Source organism: Amycolatopsis sp. NPDC088138 (assembly GCF_044741685.1).
In the GTDB taxonomy this organism is placed as follows: Bacteria; Actinomycetota; Actinomycetes; order Mycobacteriales; family Pseudonocardiaceae; genus Amycolatopsis.
In genome coordinates, this window is record NZ_JBIUTB010000007.1 from 629,000 (window position 1) to 648,366 (window position 19,367).

Sequence of the window (19,367 nt, forward strand, 5' to 3'; positions counted from 1 at the left end):
TAACCTGATGACCGCGCCCTCCAGTGAAGGTATTGATCGAAATCGGGAGTTGACGATGCGTCTCGCCGGCTCGGCAAAAACTTTTACCAGAATAGATGGCGTGTCGCCTGAGGTGGCAACTGCTTCGAAGTTTCGCTACGAGGCTGACATGTTGCAGCCTCTGGCCAAGCATTCGAATAAGTTGACATCAACGTTGTCACGAGTGGCGCAGTGGAGCACTTATTTTGAAGTGCCCGTATCAACATGTGGAATTGCCGATATTCTTTTCGTCGAAGTATCTCCTGGGGTTGCCGAGAAGCGGTTAGCAGGAGGCCGTTCTCCAATCCTGGATCTCAATGAGCTACGATGCTTTATTATTTTGCAAAGAGTAAGGATTGGATTTACCGCAGAAGAGATTGCGCAACGGGTTGGATTGTCGGCTGTCGGTCTGCGACGAGGACCATTGAAGCGATTACTTTCCCGGGGCCATGTTGCGACGGACAAGGTCGGGAGATTTACGCCGGCTTGGCGATATGTCAACCCGGTTCGCAAGATTATCGCCGTGGAAGTCAAGCGGACTGATTGGCGCGGCGCTATGGCGCAAGCAAAGAACTACCTCTCGTTTGCGGATAGATCCTATATTGCAATGGAGCCATCTGCCGCGATGCATGCGGTCAATCAGTCGACTTGGGTCGACAATCTAGGCATCGGAGTAGCCTCGGTTGATGCTACTACTCGTCAAGTCAGTGTATTAAGGCGAGGGGATCGCCCTTCGGTTGGCGCCAGCCGTGTGCATAGGTATCTTGCTGCCGAGTACATCTTGAATCTAATTTCAAGTGATGCTACATCAGGGCCTATTTCACATGTATTTGGCAGCAATTTGAGCGTTAGTGCTGGCGTCGACCCAAGGCGGCAGAATGGAGCCAATCTTCTTCTAGAAGAGTTGCTCCCATTGGGATAAGTGGCTAGGCTGAGAATTCGACTCTAGTGGAATTTGTCTCATCACGTTAGCTGTAAACTCCGCCGCTTTTATGATCGTCGACTTGGCGGATGCTCGCCTTGTTTTTCGGTTACTGATATCAGAGGTCAGGTCTGAAATCCTGTTGAGATGATGGCCGCCTTCGGCTGCCGGAGTCCATATGTTTGTGCTTCGAGAAAAGGCGCAGTAGGGGCAACTGCATACGGTCCCAGATATGGTCGATTCGATCAGCGTCTGCTCTGTTTTGAGAACTGTGTGCAACATCCCTGGTTGAAAATAGCGGGGCTTCCGGGGTGCGCCGGCACCGCCAGCCTGGTCAGGTTTGAACGCTCTGGCGCCAGAGGTTACTCCGGTTCCGAAACCCGTGGCGCCGAATGCGAGCAGATACCAACCTGTGAGGTCAGTGTCGGGCAGCAGTAGCGGAATGTCTTCCTGGGACAGCGTTTCGCAGATCTCCTTATACCCTTTGAGAATACTGACATCTGACAACGATGCATAGTTATGGGCCAGCTTCGGCCACAGAACGCGCATGTAGACGGCCGCCGGCTGGGTGGCGACGATTGACTCAAGCAAAGTATCTCTGGTGCGTTCTTGAGTCAGCCACGTAGAGCCAAGTGTCAGGTTTAGCGCACATGTCTCTTTATCGTTTGATTGCTTCGAGATTGCTTCGAATTGCTCCACTTCAAGGTTGATCTCAACTTCGGCTTCCTCGGCGGGTTTCCAGTTTCCGGGAGATAGGATCAGGTTCGCGCCAACGTCTCGTTGGGCCTGCCCCACGGATTCTGCCCAAGAATCCGTTTTAATCTCGTCGGTCGAAGACGTTTGATATGGCCAGCGAACCTTGGTCGGCTTCTTCTTGGTAGAGTTGTCGCCATGGAAAAGATATGTCACCGGATCTGCGATTTTGAGAGTCGCGCCTGTGCAACCTGGCAGAAATTCGGTTGGGTCGTCTGGCTTTATGTGGTTAAGGGGGGCGATTGCCCCTAGTGTAACTTTTCCTTTGTTGTGAGCAGCAAGCTGACGTATCAAGGCAGGTATGGCAGCTGCGTTCTGGTAGGGACGCATGGCTAAAATTACGGGGATTCCCGAGTGCAGCGTGGCCAGCATTGTCGCGCCGTCGACTTCGGGGCGTGATCCGCTCTTGGCGATACCTGTAGTTTCTTCGTCTGCGGTAGTGCTCCAGTACGTCTCGTCATCTTCACTGGATGTCATAGCACGCTCCCTTGATTTCCGATTGATTCCTGGCAGTCGGGCGTGAGGTTAGCCGTTTAGTAGCCGCAGGGCTGACGTTGCCGTACCGCGCTTGTAAGGCTTGTATGACAGCAGCTTAAGAATTGTTTTGACGAGGGTTTCGGGTAGTTCGCCGGGCAGTTGAATTGTGGATTTTTGCAATGCCAGGGCTTGGTCGATAGTTATAGTTGCGTTTTGGAAGTCAAAGAACGGATGTCGACTCATTGCAACTTCGGCGACAACCACTCCGACTGCCCATAAATCTGCAAACATTTGTGCACGTTCGGCTCGAATTTGTTCCGGTGCCATGTACTTCGGTGTGCCAATGTGGCCAGGATAAATAGTAATTGATCCAGCGTCGAGCGGTTTTGCTAAGCCGAGATCCAGAATGACCGGATTTTCGATATTCCCATCGCGTAGTGCTATGTTCGCCGGTTTTATGTCTCGATGGACCACCTGTGCCTCGTGCATAGATTCGACAGCTTCAAGCAGATTCCATAGCAGTAGGTGCAAGTTCTCATTGCTCGCTGGCGACTGCTTGTTGAGCCAGTGTTCAATATCCCCGCCTGGGATGTACTCGAATTCGATGTATGGCCGAGAGCGATCTTTAATGACCAGATCGCCATGGCTGATGATCCGGACGACGCCTCGGTGGTCTACTCGCTGGAGGCCGCTGATCTCACGTTCGAGGCGCTCTGGCTGATAGCCGTCACGGTAGAAGATCTTGTAAGCAGTGTCTTGCCCAGCGTCAGAGACGCGCCAGGTCTCCCCAAACGATCCTGTGCCAAGCCAGAAGACCTGATCTACCTCAACCTTGAGGGCAGACGCTACCTGGCTCGGTGTGTACTGCGGCGCCTCAGACATGTCCGAAGGGTCGCTCGCGTTCGGACCCCTGTTACGCAAGGTGATCGAAACGTGTTGCTACCTGTCGACATCGTGCGCGTAGCTGTAGAAGCGTAGAGAACTGTAATTCATGGTCGAGGGGCTCGCAGCGGGGTCGAGTTGACTACTCTAGGTAGTTGTCCGCATGCAGGAAGGCGCACGGGGAAGGCCTGGGTGCTCGTAGATCACGTGTAGCTACGCGTGTTGCGAACTGCAGCTGATCAGGGTCGATGGAGGCCGACCAAGCTGGACAGCTGACGGCAGAGTTCCTGGTAGCGAGCGTAGTGACCAACATCACAGACACTCGTAATGAATAGGTCAGGGGTTCGATTCCCCTAGGCGGCTCCGCAGGTCAGGCCCCATCCGAAGCACTTCGGATGGGGCCTGACTCGTCTGGTGGGTGACTAAGTGGGTGACTAAGACGCCTGGTCTCGGACGCAGAAAGTTCCTGAAGATCACCCGATGAGGGCAGAGTGCCGCGTGGACTGCGCCGCACCCGCGGTGGTTTGTCCCGTTTTCGGTAACAAGCGAGCAGCCGGCAGCGACCAAGGTGCGCGTGGGTCGGCAGGTAAGATTGCGAGGAGTGGTTGGCGTGCTCAACTGGTTCGATCCCGTGACGGCGATCATCTCCGTCATCGCGACGCCGATCGCCCTCTTTCTCGCTCGTCGGCTGGTCAAGTTCCTCAAGGAGCACGCGTCCGCGGTCCTCGACGCGGTCTTCTTCGCGCTCAGCCGGGTTTTCCATACTGCGTTGATGCGCCGCGTCAGTCTTCGGCGGTACTGCCGCACCCTGCTGGGTAAGTCCGGCAACAGGTACCTCACGGTTCCAGGCCGCACCTCCATCTTCCTGGAGACGGATTCGGTCTTCGTCCCGCTCAGGTTCAGCAAGAAGATGGGATCGCAGGACCTCCTGGAAGAGGTGCTTGACAACGGGCTGCGAGTGCGGATCATCGGCGACCCTGGCTCCGGGAAAAGCTCGTTGATCAAGAAGATGTTCCGACAGATGCTGAACCAGGGGCTGCACGGCGTCCACCGGCACAAGCTGCCGATCATGATCGAGTTGAAGAACTTCTCGCCGCCGGTCACGGCCGACGATGAACAGGCCCTCGGCGAGTGGGCTTACGGGGAGTTGCGCCGTGCTGTCGCCACCGTCGAGGGCTTCGAAATGGAGAAGCTCTTCGACGTCTACGCGCTCGGCCGCGGCCTCGTTGTCCTCCTAGACGGTCTCGACGAGGTGGCAGGCGACTCCTACCCCCAAGTCGCCACGGCGATCCTAGAGCTGAGCAAACTGCTCGAGAACAAGAGCGACGGCAACTCGATCGTCCTGACCATGCGCAGCCAATTCCACCAGCAAATCGGCGAGGACTTCGACGACAGCTTCCCCATGGTGGCCGCCATCCAACCGTTCACGCCGAGTGGCATCTACCGGGTTCTCAGTCGCTGGCCGTTCGATGATCGTCACGAAGCCAACGTGACTCGGATCTACAGTGAACTGGCCGATCGGCCGACGCTCCGGGAGATGTGCTCGAACCCGCTCGTGCTCGCCATGTATGTCGCGAGTGACGTCGAGGGGCGGCACGACGGCGGCGCTCCGGACACGCGCACGGCGTTCTATTCGAATGTTGTGGAGGAGTTGCTGGTCCGGCGGCGCAGCCGGCAACTCGGCCTCCAGGCGCGGTCGATGCTGCGAGAGCAACGCGAGACGATCCTCGGGCGACTGGCGCGCGACAACATCGCCGATCCGGCGCAGCCGACCAATTCGCTGCGGTGGTCGAAGGCAATCGAGGTGATGCAGGACGTCCTCCAGTCGTCTGCGGAGGTCGCCGAGGTCGAGTTTCTGAGGATTCTGAACGAGACCGGGATCATCTCGGAGGAGCGCTCGAGAGAGTCGTTCAGGTTTATCCACCTGACGTTTTGCGAGTTCCTTGCCGCGCGAGAGTTCGCGCAGGGGATCGCCGGCGGGTGGAAGGCGCTGAGGGACCTGCAGAGCACCTTCGCCAAATCGGCCCAGGTGCAGCTGCGGAGCCGCCTGGTGGAGGTCATTCCGTTTTGTGTGGCTTCCACTCACCGGTCCGAAAGGACTGAAGCCCTCGTCGGGTTGGCTCCCTTCGTGGACAGCGAGACGCTGGGACGCTGTTTTCTGGAAACGCAGTCGTACGACCTCGATCTCTGGCTGGACTACCGCAGGAACGAGGAAATGGCGCTGGCTTCGACCCCGTCGGACCAGTGGGACGCGGACTGGCTCCGGCGCCTGCACCTGTTCAGCGTCGTCCTGTCGGACGAAGCGGAGTGGCGCTCGTTGTTCGGACGCCCGGACGACGGTCACAAGGAAGAGTTCTTCGCGACGCTCATCCAGTCCGACAAGAACAGGTTGAACCGGGTCTTCGTGACCTTCGCCAGGACGGACGCCCCGGTCGCGTTCCGGCTCGCTGAAGCGGTCGGCATGGATTTGGTGGCAGAACGGCCGGGACTGGTGATTTCGAGCTTCGACGATCCGGCGTTCCGGTCATTGGCGTTGCAAAAGTTCGAAGAGCTCCGGTTGGTACCGGGAAGTGAAGAAAAGCTGGAGCAGTGGAGCGTTGTACTCGCCCATGCGGGTATGAACAGTGCGCTGGTTGCTTGTGAACTCGCCGATCGGGACCCCACATCACTCCAGTCAAGGGTCAACGACTCATTGGATCCGGCGAGTCGGTGGTACTTCACGGGTCGACTGCCGTCGACTGAAAGTCGTTCTTTGTGGCACTCGAAAAGAGTTCTGGGGCCGTCGATGTATAGCTATGCGTTGACACTGGTCATTGTTCGGCAGCTGGAACTGTCGAGATCTTCGATCTTCGATGTTAATGGAATAAGCCTATTGGGAACGGTGACTCCGCCTGGTCGGTTGTGGTCAAAATGGCTGGCAATCACGTCGTTCGCGTTCATAGTTGTCCTGTTTGTTGGGTTTATGTTTGCGCCGATCTTCAATGATTCCAAGGGTAGCTTGATCTCATTTTCGATTTCGCTTTTGAGTGTCATTGGATATACGTTCATATTTTTCGGTACCGCGTTCACGGCTGCCGTATACCCGAATGAGCGAAGGGTCGCCTATGCAACCCTTGCAAATGTGAATCCGCCGTGGGGCGGGCGCTACGGTCGAGTTTATCGCCGATTACCCCTGGTAAGTCTGCCTCGGTTGCTGCTGCGGAAGGTGAAGGCGGTGGGAGTCGAATTGCGGCGCGTTACCTTCGTGCCCACAGAGGTCTGGATGGTCGCTGAAGACGAGCGGCGCAACGCGTTGCGCGCTCTGGTTGCGGATGACAGCGTGTGAGCGGCGATCGCTGACCGTCGCAGTTGCCATAGAATCACCCGCGCGGGTCACTCTGAAGACGAGCGAAGGCCCCCGCTTTGTGGGCGGGGGCCTTCGGGTGAGCAGGGGGGTTACTTCGGCGGGGAGACCTTGACGACGGTGGCCTTGGCTTCGCCTCGGGGGGTGCGGTAGGTGATCGCGTCGCCCGCTTTGGCGCCTACTAGCGCCAGGCCCAGGGGGCTGTCCGACGTGATTGCGTCCGAGTCTTCGCCCGGGACCGTCACCACCTGGAACGTCTCTTCGTCGCCGTCCGAGAAGCGGAGGGTGACCGTTGTGCCGTCCGGGAGCTGGGCGTTGCCGTAGCCGCCGTGTTCCATCTTCGCGGCCAGGTCGGCGATCTGGCGGTCGAGCCGCGCCGCAGCCTCCGCACGGTCGATCACGTCCGCCTGGTCCGCCGCGTCGCCCGTGCGCTCCTGCTCGCCGGGTTGCGGCGCGAGAGCTTCCCGTTGAGCGCGCAAGTTCGCGATTTCCTTCTCCAGCTGGCTGCGCGCAGCCGGGCTGAGCCCCTTGTCCCCTGAGATCACCATGCCGCGCATTGTCCGCTGCGCGGACCGGGGTGGCCAATCCGGTTTTTCACCCGAAGGCCCCTCACAGGACGTCTGCCCTAGGATTCGGGGCTGACGTCCGGAAAGAAGGTAACGAGAATCACCGTGAGCGCAGTCCCCGGTCGCAGTGACCGGCTCTCTCCCAACCAGCTGGCCAAGCAGGAGCAGATCGTCGAGGCCGCCCGCGTCGTACTGGCGCGCGACGGGCTCGCGGGGTGCACCGTCCGGGCCATCGCCGACGCCGGGCCGCTCACCAAGAGCGCGATCCACTACTACTTCGCCGACATCGACGTCCTCATCGACCGCGCGATGGCCGCGCACATCACCGCGTTCGCCTCCGGCCTGCGCGACGTCGCCGCGGCCTGCGACGACCCCCGCGTGCGGCTGTTCGCCGTCGTCGAGGAGTACCTGAGCGTGTTCGCCGCGAACCCGAACGCCGCGTTCCTGTGGTTCGAGTACTGGATCGCCGCCGGCCGGGCGCAGCACCCGCAGGCCATCGACGTGATGCTCACGTCGCTCACCGAGCTGCTGGCCGAACTGCTGGTGCCGCTCGACGTCGACGACCCGCGGGCGCGCGCCCGGGCGCTGCTGTCGTACCTGCTCGGCACGGTCGTCCAGCAGCGGGTGCGGCCGCGCCCGTTCGCCACCCTGCGCGGCGACATCGAGGCGCTCTGCTTCGCCAACTACGGCTAGCAACTGCTCGTCTAGGGTGCGGACATGCCTCTGTTCTCGTTCGAAGGGCTCAGCCCGCAGGTCCACCCGGACGCCTGGATCGCGCCCACCGCCACGCTCATCGGCGACGTCGTCGTCGAGAAGGACGCCTCGGTCTGGTTCGGCGCGGTGATCCGGGCCGACTTCGGCCGGATCATCATCCGGGAGGGCGCCAACATCCAGGACAACTCGGTGATCCACGTCAACGACGGCGTCTGCGAAGTCGGCAAGAACGTCACCGTGGGCCACCAGTGCCTGGTGCACGACTGCACCATCGGGGAGCAGGCGCTGATCGGCAACGGCTCGACCGTGCTCGACAAGGCGAAGATCGGCGCGCGGGCGCTGGTCGCGGCCGGCGCGACGGTCACGCCCGCCACCGAGGTACCCGAGGAGGTCATCGCGATGGGCAGTCCGGCGAAGAAGTTCGTGCCGCTGACCGACTCGGCGCGGATGTGGGTCGAGCACAACGCCGCGATCTACCAGGAGCTCGCCCGTCGGCACCGCGCCGGGACCAAGCCGGTCGATTGAGGTTGACTCTCCAGTAACTGGAGACTCTAGCTTCGGGCCATGGCTCCGAAGAAACTCACTCACCAGGCCACCCTCGAACTCGCCGCGGGCAACGCCCCGGTCGTCGACCTCGGCAAGATGCTGGGGCAGACCGGGGTCAACCTCGTCGAGATCAAGAAGGCCTACGACGCGGCGACCGCGAACCAGCGCGGCGACATCGTGCCGGTCGTGGTCTCGGTGTTCGAGGACCGCTCCTTCGCGCTCCGGCTCAAGACCCCGCCGACGGCCTTCCTGATCAAGAAGGCACTGGGGGACAAGGGATCTTCGCGGCCGGGGCACGAGGTCGCCGGCAAGATCACGACGCAGCAGCTGCGGGAGATCGCCGAGCGCAAGCTGCCGGACCTGAACACCTCCGACGTCGAGATGGCGATGCGCACGATCGCGGGTACCGCCCGGTCGATGGGTGTCGTGGTCGTCGACTGACATGCGCAAGCACACGATCGTGCCGCCGTTCCGGGCGCTGGACCCCGAGCTCGGGGTGGCGGAACGGTTGCTGCGCCAGGGAAATCCCGAGCTGGGCGGCATCGTCGCGCAGCTCCCGGACGAGCCTGCGGCCGCGTGCCGCCTCAACGCCGTGCTGGCCGGGGCGGGTGCGCGGCCGCGGCTCGTCGGCGCCGGCTCGGCGTGGCGCATCGTGTACGTGACGTCCAGTGCGGAAACGGGCGAGCTGGCGACGGCCGCGGCGGGCCTGGCCGAGCTGGTCACCGTCGGCGGCTGGCGCCGGGTCAAGCGGTGCGCGACCTGCGCCCGGCCGTTCTGCGACCGCACCTCCGGCTGCACCCGCAGGTGGTGCGCCGAACACCGCCGGGCCTCGAGCGGGGTGCACTAGTCTGGTCCGCGCAGCAGCGACTGGCGCCATCGAGGTGGAGCACCACCGGGAAGCGACGACGAGGCCGGCACCGCGCGCCTGGGTGAAGGCCACTCCAGAGCCGGAGTACGCCCATGACCCACCAGCCGGAACTGAACGCGCTCGCCACCGCCGATCCCGCGATCGCCGGGCTCATCGAGGACGAAGCGAAGCGCCAGCACGACAAGATCCGCTTGATCGCGTCGGAGAACTACGTCTCGCAGGCCGTGCTCGAAGCCACCGGGACCGTGCTCACCAACAAGTACTCCGAGGGGTACGCGGGCAAGCGGTACTACGAGGGCCAGCAGTTCATCGACCAGGTCGAGCAGCTCGCCATCGAGCGCGCGAAGGCCGTCTTCGGCGCGGACCACGCGAACGTCCAGCCGTACTCCGGGTCCCCGGCGAACCTGGCCGTGTACCTCGCTTTCGCGAAGCCCGGCGACACCGTGCTCGGCATGGCGCTGCCGGACGGCGGCCACCTGACGCACGGCTGGAGCGTCTCCGCGACGGGCAAGTGGTTCACGCCGGTGCGCTACGGCGTGCGCAAGGAGACCGGCCGCGTCGACCTCGACCAGGTCCGTGACCTGGCCCGCGAGCACCGGCCGAAGCTGATCTTCGCCGGGGGCACGGCGATCCCGCGCACCATCGACTTCCCGGCGTTCGCCGAGATCGCCGCCGAGGTGGACGCGGTGCTCGTCGCCGACATCGCGCACATCGCCGGGCTCATCGCCGGTGGTGCGCACCCGTCGCCGGTCGGGCACGCGCAGGTCATCACCACGACCACGCACAAGACGCTGCGCGGCCCGCGCGGCGCGATGATCCTTTCCGACGCCGAACACGCGAAGGCCGTCGACAAGGCCGTGTTCCCCGGCCTGCAGGGCGGTCCGCACAACCACACGACGGCGGCCATCGCGGTCGCCCTCGGCGAGGCGCAGCAGCCGTCGTTCAGCGACTACGCGCACACCATCGTCGCCAACGCTCGAGCTTTGGCGGATGCGTTGCTGGCCAAGGGGTACGACCTCGTGTCCGGCGGCACGGACAACCACCTGCTGCTGATCGACCTGACGAACAAGGCCGTCGCGGGCAAGCCGGCCGCGCAGGCGCTGGACCGCGCGGGCATCGAGCTGAACTACAACACGGTGCCGTTCGACCCGCGCAAGCCGTTCGACCCGTCGGGCATCCGGCTCGGCACGTCCGCGATCACCACCCGCGGGCTCCTGCCGGAGCACCAGGTGCAGGTGGCGGACTGGATCGACCGCACGGTGACCGCGGCCGCCGCGGAGAACGAGTCCTCCCTGGACACGATCGCCGCGGAGATCCGCGAGTTCCTGGCGCCGTTCCCGATCCCGGGTTACTCCGCCTGACGCTCAAGTCCGTGAATGGCCCATTGAGGGACTCCAAGTCCCTCAATGGGCCATTCACGGCTTTCCGGCGAGGGCGGCGAGCGCCTGGGGGTGCAGGGCCGGGGCGGCGGCGAGGAAGCTGGGGGCGGTGGGGGTCCAGGGGGTGCCGTCGGCGGTGGTGACCACCGCACCGGCCTCGCGGGCGATCAGGGCCGCGCCGACGAGGTTCGTCGCGTCGCGGCCGTACTGCCAGAAGAAGTCGAGCCGGCCGGCCGCGACGTCGGCGACCTGCCACGACGTCGGGCCGAGGTTCCGGACCGCGGCGACTTCGTCGAGGACGTCGGTGAGCGACCGGCCCGCGGCCGCCGAGACGCCGGGCTGCTTGGTGACGAACGGCGGCTGGCTGGTCGCCGCGACCGCCGCGTCCAGGGAAGTCTTGCGGGACGGCGAAATCGGCGTCCCGTTCCGCCACGCGCCCGCGCCGCGCGAAGCCGAGTAGGTCTCGCCGAGCCACGGCGAGTGCAGCACCGCCAGCTCCGCTTCGCCGTCGCGCAGCAGCGTCACGGTGACGCAGTACTGCGGCAGGCCCTGGACCAGCTGGACGGCGCCGTCGAGCGCGTCGACCACCCAGACCTCGCCGCCGGGGACGTCTTCGAACTCGTCCACCCAGCCCGCGTCCGGCCGGATTTCGGCGAGCGCCGCGCGCAGGCTCGCGGCCAGCGGGTCGTCGATCGCCGAGAACGTCGTGGCGAGGTCGCCGAGCGAAGTGGGCGGCTGTTCCGGGGCACGGATGCCGGTGGCCAGGGTTTCCACGATGTCGATCACTGATTTCAGCATGCGCTCAGGGTTACGCTCGGTCGGCGCTAGTAGGTACTCCAACGCCAGGAATCGAGCGGAAACGGACTCGCTGATGCAGCTGCTGACCGAAATCGAACAGCGTGTCGTCTCCGCTCTGCAGGTCGACGGCCGGGCCGGACCCGGCCGGATCGCCGAGGTCCTCGACCTCTCGCCGCGCACCGTCACCCGCGTCATCGCCCGGCTCGCCGCCGACGGCCGGCTCAAGGTCGTCTGCGTGCCGAACCCCGCGCACGGACTGCGCGGCGCGCTGCTTCTGCGGGTCAAGGTCCTCCGCGGCCGGACGCCGGTGATCGCCGACGCCCTCGCCAAGCGCGACGACGTCCTGTTCGTCGACATCCTGGCCGGCGGCGAGGAGATCAGCGCCGTCGCGTTCGGCGGGCTCGACGGCCGGCTGGTGCACGACGCGCTGCCGTCCACCTCCGCGGTCACCGAGCTGCGCGCGCACTCGATCCTCCACGTCTTCTCCGACGCGACCTGGTGGCGTACCGGCCTGCTCACCGGCGTCGAGGTCGCCGCCCTGACCCCGCCGCCGCCCGGTGACGACGTCACCCTCGACGAACTCGACCGGCGGCTTCTCGAACGGCTCGCGATCGACGCCCGCCTCGGCCCCGGCGAGCTGGCCGCCGAAGCGCCGGAATCCACCGTGCGAAGGAGGCTCGACCGGCTGACCGCGTCCGGACGCATCCGCACCTACGCGAACATCGACGTCACAGCCCTCGGCCTGACGGTCGACGCCAACGTCTGGATGACCGTCCCGCCCGGGCGGCTCGACGACGTCGGGCGCGTGCTGGCGCGGCACCCGATGGTCCACGGCACCCTCGCCACGACCGGCGTGACCAACCTGATGGCCGCCGTCTGGTGCCGTGATCTGGCTGACCTCTACACGTTCGTCACCGGCCTCGACGTGCCGTCCGCCGAGGTCACGGTGGTCGCGAGGGCCGTCAAGCGGGTGGGAGACCAGGGTCACAGGATATTTGATTGCACGATACAAGCTTCCGCGGAATAGTTGGCCAAGGCAAGTAGTTGACAGCTACAAGCAACTACGACGAAGGCTCAGTCCGAGGGAGACCACCATGAGCGACACCACCACGGCGGAAGGAGCAGCCGCTACGAAAGGCCGGCTATCGCACCGTCAGATCCTGACCATCCTGTCCGGGCTGATGCTCGGGATGTTCCTCGCCGCACTCGACCAGACGATCGTTTCGTCGTCGATGCGCACCATCGCCGACGAGCTCCACGGCCTGTCGCTGCAGGCCTGGGCCACCACGGCGTACCTCATCACCGCGACGCTTTCGACGCCGCTCTACGGCAAGCTGTCCGACCTCTACGGCCGCAAGCCCATGTACCTGACGGCGATCTCGCTGTTCCTGATCGGCTCGCTGGCCAGTGGCATGGCGACGTCGATGTACGAGCTGGCCGCGTTCCGCGCGTTCCAGGGTCTCGGTGCCGGTGGCCTGATGTCGCTGGCGCTGGCGATCATCACCGACATCACCGCGCCGCGTGAGCGCAGCAAGTACCAGGGCTACTTCATGGCGGTGTTCGGCATCTCGAGCGTCGCGGGCCCGGTCGTCGGCGGTTTCTTCGCCGGTATCGACTCCTTCGCCGGCATCACCGGCTGGCGCTGGGTGTTCCTGGTCAACGTCCCGATCGCGCTCGCCGCGCTGGTCGTCGTCAGCAAGGTCCTCAACCTCCCGCACACCCGCGTCGAGCAGAAGGTCGACTACTGGGGCGCCGTGACGCTGGCCGTCGGGCTGGTGCCGCTGCTGATCGTCGCCGAGCAGGGCCGCGAGTGGGGCTGGGGTTCGGCCGCTTCGATCGCGATGTACGCGGTCGGCGCGCTGGGTGTCGCCGCCTTCGTCTGGCAGGAACGCCGCATGGGTGACGCCGCGCTGCTGCCGCTGCGGCTGTTCAAGCGCCCGGTGTTCCGGATGGCCACGCTGGTCACCGTCGTGCAGGGCGCCGGGATGTTCGGCGCGATGATGTCGCTGCCGCTGTACCTGCAGATCGTCAAGGGCGCGACGCCGACCCAGGCCGGCCTGCAGATGCTCCCGCTGACGCTCGGCATCATGATCGCCAGCCTGACCAGCGGCCGCCTGATCTCCAAGACCGGGCGCTACAAGATGTTCGCGGTGGCCGGCATCGGCCTGATGGCGGCGGCGCTGTTCGCGCTGTCGACGATCTCCGCCGACACCTCGCTGTCCTTCGTCATGGTGATCGCCTTCGTGATCGGCCTCGGCCTCGGCGCCTCGATGCAGACGCTGGTGCTGGCCGCGACCAACGACGTCCGCCCGCAGGACATCGGCGTCGCCACCTCGGCGGCGACGTTCTTCCGGCAGATCGGTGGCACGGCGGGCACCGCGGTGTTCCTGTCGATCCTGTTCGGCACGGTCGGCGACAAGATCGCGAACGCCGTCCGCTCGGCGATCGCCACCCCGGCCTACACGGCGGCGCTGGCCCAGCACCCGGAGTTCGCGCAGCAGCTGAAGAGCGGCCTGGACGTCAACGACACGTCGTTCCTGTCCTCGCTCGACCCGGTGCTGGCCCGCCCGATCCTGCAGGGCTTCGCCGAGTCGATGAGCACGGTGTTCCTGGTCGGCGGGATCGTGCTGACCGTCGGGTTCGCCCTGGTGTGGTTCCTCAAGGAGAAGCCGCTGTCGGACAAGTCCGCGATGGAGCAGCGCGCGGAGGCCGAGGACGCTCCCGCCCTCGCCCTGGCGCACTGACCAGCTGAAACGACTGCTGAAATGCGAAGAGGCCCCTCGGGATCCGAGGGGCCTCTTCCGTGCGTGCCGTCAGTGGGCGGCGCCGCCGTCGGCCTTCTCCTTGGCCAGGCGGTCGGTCTCCCGCTCGTACGAGCGGCCGATCTCGGCCTCGGCCTCGGTGCGGCCGACCCAGGACGAGCCTTCGACGCTCTTGCCGGGCTCGAGGTCCTTGTACACCTCGAAGAAGTGCTGGATCTCGAGGCGGTGGAACTCGTTCATGTGGTGGATGTCGCGCAGGTGCTCCAGGCGCGGGTCGTTCGACGGAACGGCGATGACCTTGTCGTCCGGGCCCTTCTCGTCGGTCATCCGGAACATGCCGATCGCGCGGCAGCGGATCAGGCAACCCGGGAACGTGGGCTCCTGCACGAGCACCATCACGTCCAGGGGGTCGCCGTCCTGGCCGAGGGTGTCGTCGATGAAGCCGTAGTCGGCCGGGTACTGCGTGGCCGTGAACAGGGTCCGGTCCAGCTTGATGCGGCCGGTCTTGTGGTCGACCTCGTACTTGTTGCGCTCCCCTTTGGGGATTTCGATCGTGACGTCGAACTCCACGGCGTCCCTCACTGCTTCTTTGTAGATACGGCATGCCCGCGCGACGCAGGCGGCAACCTCAAGGGCTGTCTTGACGTCTCCTAGTGTGGACTACGCCCTGCCTCGCGGTCGCATCGATGTCGGCTGCTCGGCATGTGAGCTTGGCCCCTTCCGGGGCAGGTGAGAAGGAGTGGTGGGTGCCGGAAAACGACCAGCCGATGTGGCCTTCGTCGGACGAAGACCGCTCGTCGTCGGGCGCGGGCAAGACCACTCCGATGTCGCTGCCCGACAGCCCGCCGGAGTCCGCCGAACGGGTGAGCGTGCCGAAGGTCACAGGCAGTGAGGCGCCGAAGGGCTCGTGGTTCGCGCCGAACGTGGCGCCCGAGCCGGTGCCCGGGTTGAACGCGCCCGCCGCCGAGCCTGTCGAGCCGCCGTCGCCGCCCGCGGTCAAGCAGGACCTCGCCGACCGCCTCGGCGGGACGCCGAAGCCGAAGCTGCCGAAGCAGGCGCCGAAGCCCGCTGAGCCTGCTGAGCCGAAGGCCGCCGAGCCCGCGGCTGACGACCTGAAGGCGGACCCGGAGAGCACCCGCCAGATCGACGTCAAGCAGCTCGAGAAGCAGGAGCAGGCGAAGCCGGCCGAACCCGCCGAGCCGAAGTGGGACCCCGAGAGCACCCGGCAGATCGACGTCAAGCAGCTCGACCTCAAGAAGCCGGAGCCGACGCCGGTGGTGCCGGTCGAGCGCAACGTCTGGCCCGGCGGGTCGCCGGAGGCGGAGCCGGGTGAGGCGAAGGGGCCGGAGGAGTCGCAGCAGCCGTGGCGCGAGGAGCTGCAGCACTGGCGCGACGAGCAGCAGCGCCGCGAGGACCAGCAGCGCGCCGACGCGCAGCAGCAGCAACGCCCCCAGCCGGACGCGCCCTGGGCGCAGCGCATCGACCTGCGGGAACACCGCGGCGACCGGCCCGCCGAGCCCGGTGAGCGCCGCCCCGGCCTGCCGCCGGAGCCGCCGCGCGGCATCGTCCCATCGGCGTCCGCGGGGTCGCTCGCGCGGCCGATGCGGATCGAGCCGGACGGGCGGCAGTTCGACGCCGAGGCGACCGTCGGGATCGAACGGCCCACCCAGTTCCCCGCCGCCTTCCAACAGCAGCCGCAGCCCCGGAACGAACCGCAGGCCGAGCCCCCGGTTCCCGAGCCGCCCGCGGCCGAACCGGCCACCGCCGCGGAGCCGCCGAAGAAGAAGAGCAAGCGCAAGCTGATCCTGATCGGCGCGCTCGTGCTGGTGGTGCTCGCCGGGCTCGGCGTCGCCGCGTCGCTGCCGAAGGTGTCCAACCGGCTGGCCCTGCCCTGGGCGCCGAACGCCCCGAAGGGCGACAGCCCCGACCCTGCGGCGGCCACCCGCGCGCTGCAGGGGCCGAACACGTCCGGGACGGTGCCGACCGCGAACGGCGTCAAGTCCGCGCTGGCCAGTGCGGCCGGCAACAGCGCGCTCGGCCAGCTCACCGGCAGCGTCGTCGACCCGGTCAGCGGCACCGAGCTGTGGAACCACAACGCGACGTCGCCGGTGACACCGGCGTCGACGACGAAGGTGCTCACCTCCGCCGCCGCGCTGCTGTCGCTGGACCCGAACACCCGGCTGTCGACGAAGATCGTCCAGGGTGCCGATCCGAGCACCGTGATCCTGGTCGGCGGCGGTGACCCCACCCTCACCGCGCTGCCGCTGGGCACCGAGTCGCCGCTGTACCCGGGCGCCGCGCACGTCGACGACCTCGTCGCGCAGGTGAAGAAGGCCCACCCGGGCGTCAAGAAGGTGCAGGTCGACCTGAGCCTGTTCAAGGGCGCGACGACCGCGCCGGGCTGGGCCGCGGGCGACGCGCCGTCGACGTTCGCCACCCAGATCTCGTCGGTGATGGCGGACTCCGGCCGGATGGACCCCAAGAACAACAACTCCCAGCGCATCGCCAACGCGGGCAGCGCGCTCGCCGGGACGATCGCCTCGAAGCTCAGCGCCTCGGCCGGCGGCCAGGCGACCGCGCCCAAGGGCGCGAAGGTGCTCGCCGAGGTCAAGTCCGCGCCGCTGACCGAGCTGGTCTCCGACACCATGGAGCTGTCGGACGACGTCCTCGCCGAGGCCCTCGCCCGGCAGGTGGCCCTGGCCAACGGGCAGGAAGCGAGCTTCGCCGGCGGCGCGGCCGCGACCATCAAGGTGCTGAAGGACCACGGCTTCGACGTCTCGGGCGTCGAGCTGACCGACGGCAGCGGCATCACCACGCTGAACCGGATCCCGGCGAAGCTGCTGACCCAGCTGATGGCGGCCGCGGCGGCGCCCGAGGGCAAGAACCCGAACACCGCCAAGCTGCGCGCGATGCTGGCCGGGCTGCCGGTGGCCGGTGGCTCCGGCACGCTCGCCGACAAGCGGTTCGACACCCCCGGCTCGCAGGCCGGCCGCGGCTGGGTGCGGGCCAAGACCGGCACGCTCACCGGCGTCAACACCCTCGCCGGCGTGGTCCTCGACCAGGACGGCCGGGTGCTGGTGTTCGCGTTCATGTCCAACGGCTCGGACACCGACGCCGGCCGGGACGCCCTCGACGTCCTCGCGACGGGCCTGCGCAAGTGCGGCTGCGGCTGATCAGTACTGCGCCGATGGGTACCGATCCGACCACAGTCACGGCCGAATGGCTTGGTATCAACGGTTACTTGCGCGGGGTCGGCCTACTTTGGGCCGGATCAGTACCTCTCCGTGTGCGAAGCGTGCGGAAGTCGTGGCCGGAAACCCGCTCGGGGCAGGTAGCGTCGAAAGGGTGAGTCAGGAAACCGAGACCCGGCCCATGGTCGACTGGTCGCTCGCCGCGCAGACCGGGGCGCTGCTCGTGCGCGGCGGCCCGCAGGTGCCGCGCGACGAGGCCGAGGCGGCCGTCACCGACCTGCGCGAGCTGACCATGGAAGCCGAGGGGCACGTCCGGGAGCTGACGGGCCTCGGGCTCGACCTGCCGCTGCTGCCCGGCGAGGTCGTCGACCGGCCGGGCTGGGTGCGGTCCGCCGCCGCCGGCCTGGACGCGCTCACCGGGCGCGCGCTGCCGCAGCAGGGCGGCCCGTTCGGGCCGATACTGGCCGGCGGCGCCGGCGTCCAGACGGGCCTGGTGCTCGCGTTCCTCGCCAGCCGCGTGCTGGGCCAGTACGACCCGTTCGGCGGTCCGGAGCGAGCCGGCCAGCTGCTGCTGGTCGCGCCGAACGTCGTCGCCGCGGAACGCGCGATGAAGGTGCCCGGGCACGACTTCCGGCTCTGGGTCTGCCTGCACGAGTGCACCCACCGGCTCCAGTTCACCGCGGTCACCTGGCTGCGCGACTACTTCGCCGACGAGGTCGAGCGGCTCGTCTCCGGCCTGGCCGGCGGCAGCTCCGACAGCCTCGCGGACCTCGTCGGACGGCTGCCCGAGGCGATCAAGCAGGGCCCGAAGCTGAACCTCGCCGAGCTGCTGCAGTCGCCGAAGGAACGCGCGGTCTTCGACCGGCTGCTCGCCCTCTCGACGCTGCTGGAGGGCCACGCCGACTACGTGATGGACGCCGTCGGCCCGCGGGTCGTGCCGAGTGTCGACACCATCCGCGCGCGGTTCACCGCCCGGCGCAAGGGCGGCGGTGTCTTCGACCGCGTGCTGCGGGCGCTGCTCGGCGTCGACGCGAAGATCCGTCAGTACGAAGAAGGCGCGAAGTTCACGAAGCACGTCGTGGACGCCGTCGGCATGGAGGGTTTCAACGCCGTCTGGCGCTCGCCGAACACCCTGCCGTCGCGCGCCGAGATCGCCGATCCGGCCGCGTGGGTCCGGCGCCTGCACGGGTGAGCGGGCCGGCGGTCGCGGCCGTCCGGCGCGCCGTCCGCGAGTTCCTGGCGACGATCGAGGCGCCCGCCGAACTGTGCGTCGCCGTCTCCGGCGGCGCCGACTCCCTCGCGCTGGCCGAGGCCACGGCGCACGTCGGGCACCATCGCGGCCACCGCGTCCGCGCCCTGGTCGTCGACCACGGGCTGCAGGACGGCTCGGCGAAGATCGCCGCCGACGCGGCGGCCGCGGCGAAGGCACTGGGCGCCGACGAAGCCGAGGTGCGCCGGGTCGACGTCACCGGTCCCGGCGGCCCGGAAGCGGCCGCGCGCAAGGCCCGCTACGGCGCCCTCGCCGGGCACGAGCTCGTGCTGCTCGGCCACACCCTCGACGACCAGGCCGAGACCGTCCTGCTCGGGCTGGGCCGCGGGTCCGGCCCGCGCAGCCTCGCCGGGATGCGCCCGCACGACCCGCCGTGGGGCCGTCCGCTGCTGGCGGTGCCCCGCGCGACGACCCGGGCGGCCTGCGCGGAGCTCGGCGTCGAGCCCTGGGAGGACCCGCACAACGCCGAAGCCCGCTTCACCAGGGTCCGGCTGCGCACCGAGGTCCTGCCGCTGCTGGAGGACGTTCTCAACGGCGGGGTCGCGGCCGCACTCGCCCGCACGGCCGCGCAGCTGCGTGAGGACAGCGAGGCGTTGGACACATCGGTGGACAGGATCTTCACCCGTGCGGGCGGCGTCGAAGGTCTGGATGTCGCAGTCCTCGAGAGCGAGCCCGCGGCACTGCGGCGGCGGGTTCTCCGCAGGTGGCTGCTGGAGTCGGGGGTGCGCGAGCTCACCGACGCGCACCTCCGGGCGGTCGACGCGCTCGTCGCCCGGTGGCGTGGTCAGGGCGGTGTCTGGTTGCCGGGCAACTTGGAAGCCCGGCGGCGCCGTGGCAGGCTCTGCGTCATCTCCCAACCCACCACCCGAGGGGACTGA

At 66.6% G+C, this 19,367-nt stretch carries 17 protein-coding genes; 12 read left to right on the forward strand and 5 right to left on the reverse strand.

From position 1 onward, the window contains the following. The first annotated feature begins 7 nt into the window (after positions 1-7). A complete protein-coding gene (locus ACIOD2_RS39665) occupies positions 8-940 on the forward strand; it encodes a hypothetical protein (protein ID WP_400550131.1) in 933 nt (310 codons plus the stop codon). Here the strand turns inward: ACIOD2_RS39665 and ACIOD2_RS39670 are convergent. Then, the gene (locus ACIOD2_RS39670) at positions 914-2,170 is read right to left on the reverse strand and encodes a hypothetical protein (RefSeq protein WP_400550133.1); all 1,257 of its coding nucleotides are present in this window, start codon (positions 2,168-2,170) and stop codon (positions 914-916) included. The two genes, ACIOD2_RS39665 and ACIOD2_RS39670, sit on opposite strands and share 27 nt — an antisense overlap. 48 nt (positions 2,171-2,218) lie before the next feature. Then, the gene (locus ACIOD2_RS39675) at positions 2,219-3,052 is read right to left on the reverse strand and encodes a serine/threonine-protein kinase (protein WP_400550135.1); all 834 of its coding nucleotides are present in this window, start codon (positions 3,050-3,052) and stop codon (positions 2,219-2,221) included. Between the two features lie 610 nt (positions 3,053-3,662). Between ACIOD2_RS39675 and ACIOD2_RS39680 the strand changes: the two genes are divergently transcribed. After that, positions 3,663-6,377, forward strand: coding sequence for an NACHT domain-containing protein (locus tag ACIOD2_RS39680; RefSeq protein ID WP_400550137.1), 2,715 nt, complete (start codon positions 3,663-3,665; stop codon positions 6,375-6,377). 110 nt (positions 6,378-6,487) lie between these two features. On the opposite strand, the gene ACIOD2_RS39685 is transcribed toward ACIOD2_RS39680, so the two are convergent. Then, positions 6,488-6,943, reverse strand: coding sequence for a GreA/GreB family elongation factor (locus ACIOD2_RS39685; RefSeq protein WP_392760250.1), 456 nt, complete (start codon positions 6,941-6,943; stop codon positions 6,488-6,490). Positions 6,944-7,066: 123 nt separating this feature from the next. Here ACIOD2_RS39685 and ACIOD2_RS39690 point away from each other — a divergent pair, with 123 nt between their 5' ends. The 5 genes from ACIOD2_RS39690 to glyA all read left to right on the forward strand — a co-directional run bounded on the left by ACIOD2_RS39690 (position 7,067) and on the right by glyA (position 10,450). Further along, a complete protein-coding gene (locus ACIOD2_RS39690; protein WP_400550140.1) occupies positions 7,067-7,654 on the forward strand; it encodes a TetR/AcrR family transcriptional regulator in 588 nt (195 codons plus the stop codon). A gap of 24 nt (positions 7,655-7,678) precedes the next feature. Next, a complete protein-coding gene (locus ACIOD2_RS39695; protein ID WP_400550142.1) occupies positions 7,679-8,200 on the forward strand; it encodes a gamma carbonic anhydrase family protein in 522 nt (173 codons plus the stop codon). Positions 8,201-8,239: 39 nt separating this feature from the next. Further along, positions 8,240-8,662 (forward strand): 50S ribosomal protein L11, encoded by a 423-nt coding sequence (rplK, locus tag ACIOD2_RS39700; protein WP_400550144.1) that lies wholly within the window; start codon positions 8,240-8,242, stop codon positions 8,660-8,662. A 1-nt stretch (position 8,663) separates the two neighbouring features. Further along, positions 8,664-9,068 (forward strand): ABATE domain-containing protein, encoded by a 405-nt coding sequence (locus ACIOD2_RS39705; protein WP_400550146.1) that lies wholly within the window; start codon positions 8,664-8,666, stop codon positions 9,066-9,068. 113 nt (positions 9,069-9,181) lie between these two features. Beyond that, a complete protein-coding gene (gene glyA, locus ACIOD2_RS39710; RefSeq protein ID WP_400550148.1) occupies positions 9,182-10,450 on the forward strand; it encodes a serine hydroxymethyltransferase in 1,269 nt (422 codons plus the stop codon). Between the two features lie 54 nt (positions 10,451-10,504). On the opposite strand, the gene ACIOD2_RS39715 is transcribed toward glyA, so the two are convergent. Continuing rightward, positions 10,505-11,266 carry an inositol monophosphatase family protein gene (locus ACIOD2_RS39715; RefSeq protein WP_400550150.1) on the reverse strand — a complete coding sequence of 254 codons (762 nt, stop codon included), beginning with the start codon at positions 11,264-11,266 and terminating at the stop codon, positions 10,505-10,507. Positions 11,267-11,339: 73 nt separating this feature from the next. Here ACIOD2_RS39715 and ACIOD2_RS39720 point away from each other — a divergent pair, with 73 nt between their 5' ends. Next, complete coding sequence (locus ACIOD2_RS39720; protein ID WP_400550152.1) at positions 11,340-12,293, forward strand: Lrp/AsnC family transcriptional regulator; 954 nt, start codon at positions 11,340-11,342, stop codon at positions 12,291-12,293. A gap of 67 nt (positions 12,294-12,360) precedes the next feature. Beyond that, positions 12,361-14,010, forward strand: a complete 1,650-nt coding sequence (locus ACIOD2_RS39725) for an MDR family MFS transporter (protein ID WP_400550154.1) — start codon at positions 12,361-12,363, stop codon at positions 14,008-14,010. Between the two features lie 69 nt (positions 14,011-14,079). On the opposite strand, the gene ACIOD2_RS39730 is transcribed toward ACIOD2_RS39725, so the two are convergent. Beyond that, a complete protein-coding gene (locus tag ACIOD2_RS39730; RefSeq protein WP_360666903.1) occupies positions 14,080-14,598 on the reverse strand; it encodes an inorganic diphosphatase in 519 nt (172 codons plus the stop codon). A gap of 176 nt (positions 14,599-14,774) precedes the next feature. Here ACIOD2_RS39730 and dacB point away from each other — a divergent pair, with 176 nt between their 5' ends. The 3 genes from dacB (at position 14,775) to tilS (ending at position 19,367) form a co-directional block, all read left to right on the forward strand. Then, positions 14,775-17,201, forward strand: coding sequence for a D-alanyl-D-alanine carboxypeptidase/D-alanyl-D-alanine-endopeptidase (gene dacB / locus ACIOD2_RS39735; RefSeq protein ID WP_400550156.1), 2,427 nt, complete (start codon positions 14,775-14,777; stop codon positions 17,199-17,201). Between the two features lie 199 nt (positions 17,202-17,400). Beyond that, positions 17,401-18,411 carry a zinc-dependent metalloprotease gene (locus ACIOD2_RS39740; protein WP_400550668.1) on the forward strand — a complete coding sequence of 337 codons (1,011 nt, stop codon included), beginning with the start codon at positions 17,401-17,403 and terminating at the stop codon, positions 18,409-18,411. Next, entirely contained in the window at positions 18,408-19,367 is a 960-nt protein-coding gene (gene tilS / locus ACIOD2_RS39745; RefSeq protein ID WP_400550158.1) for a tRNA lysidine(34) synthetase TilS, read from the forward strand. Before ACIOD2_RS39740 ends, tilS begins: the two co-directional genes overlap by 4 nt.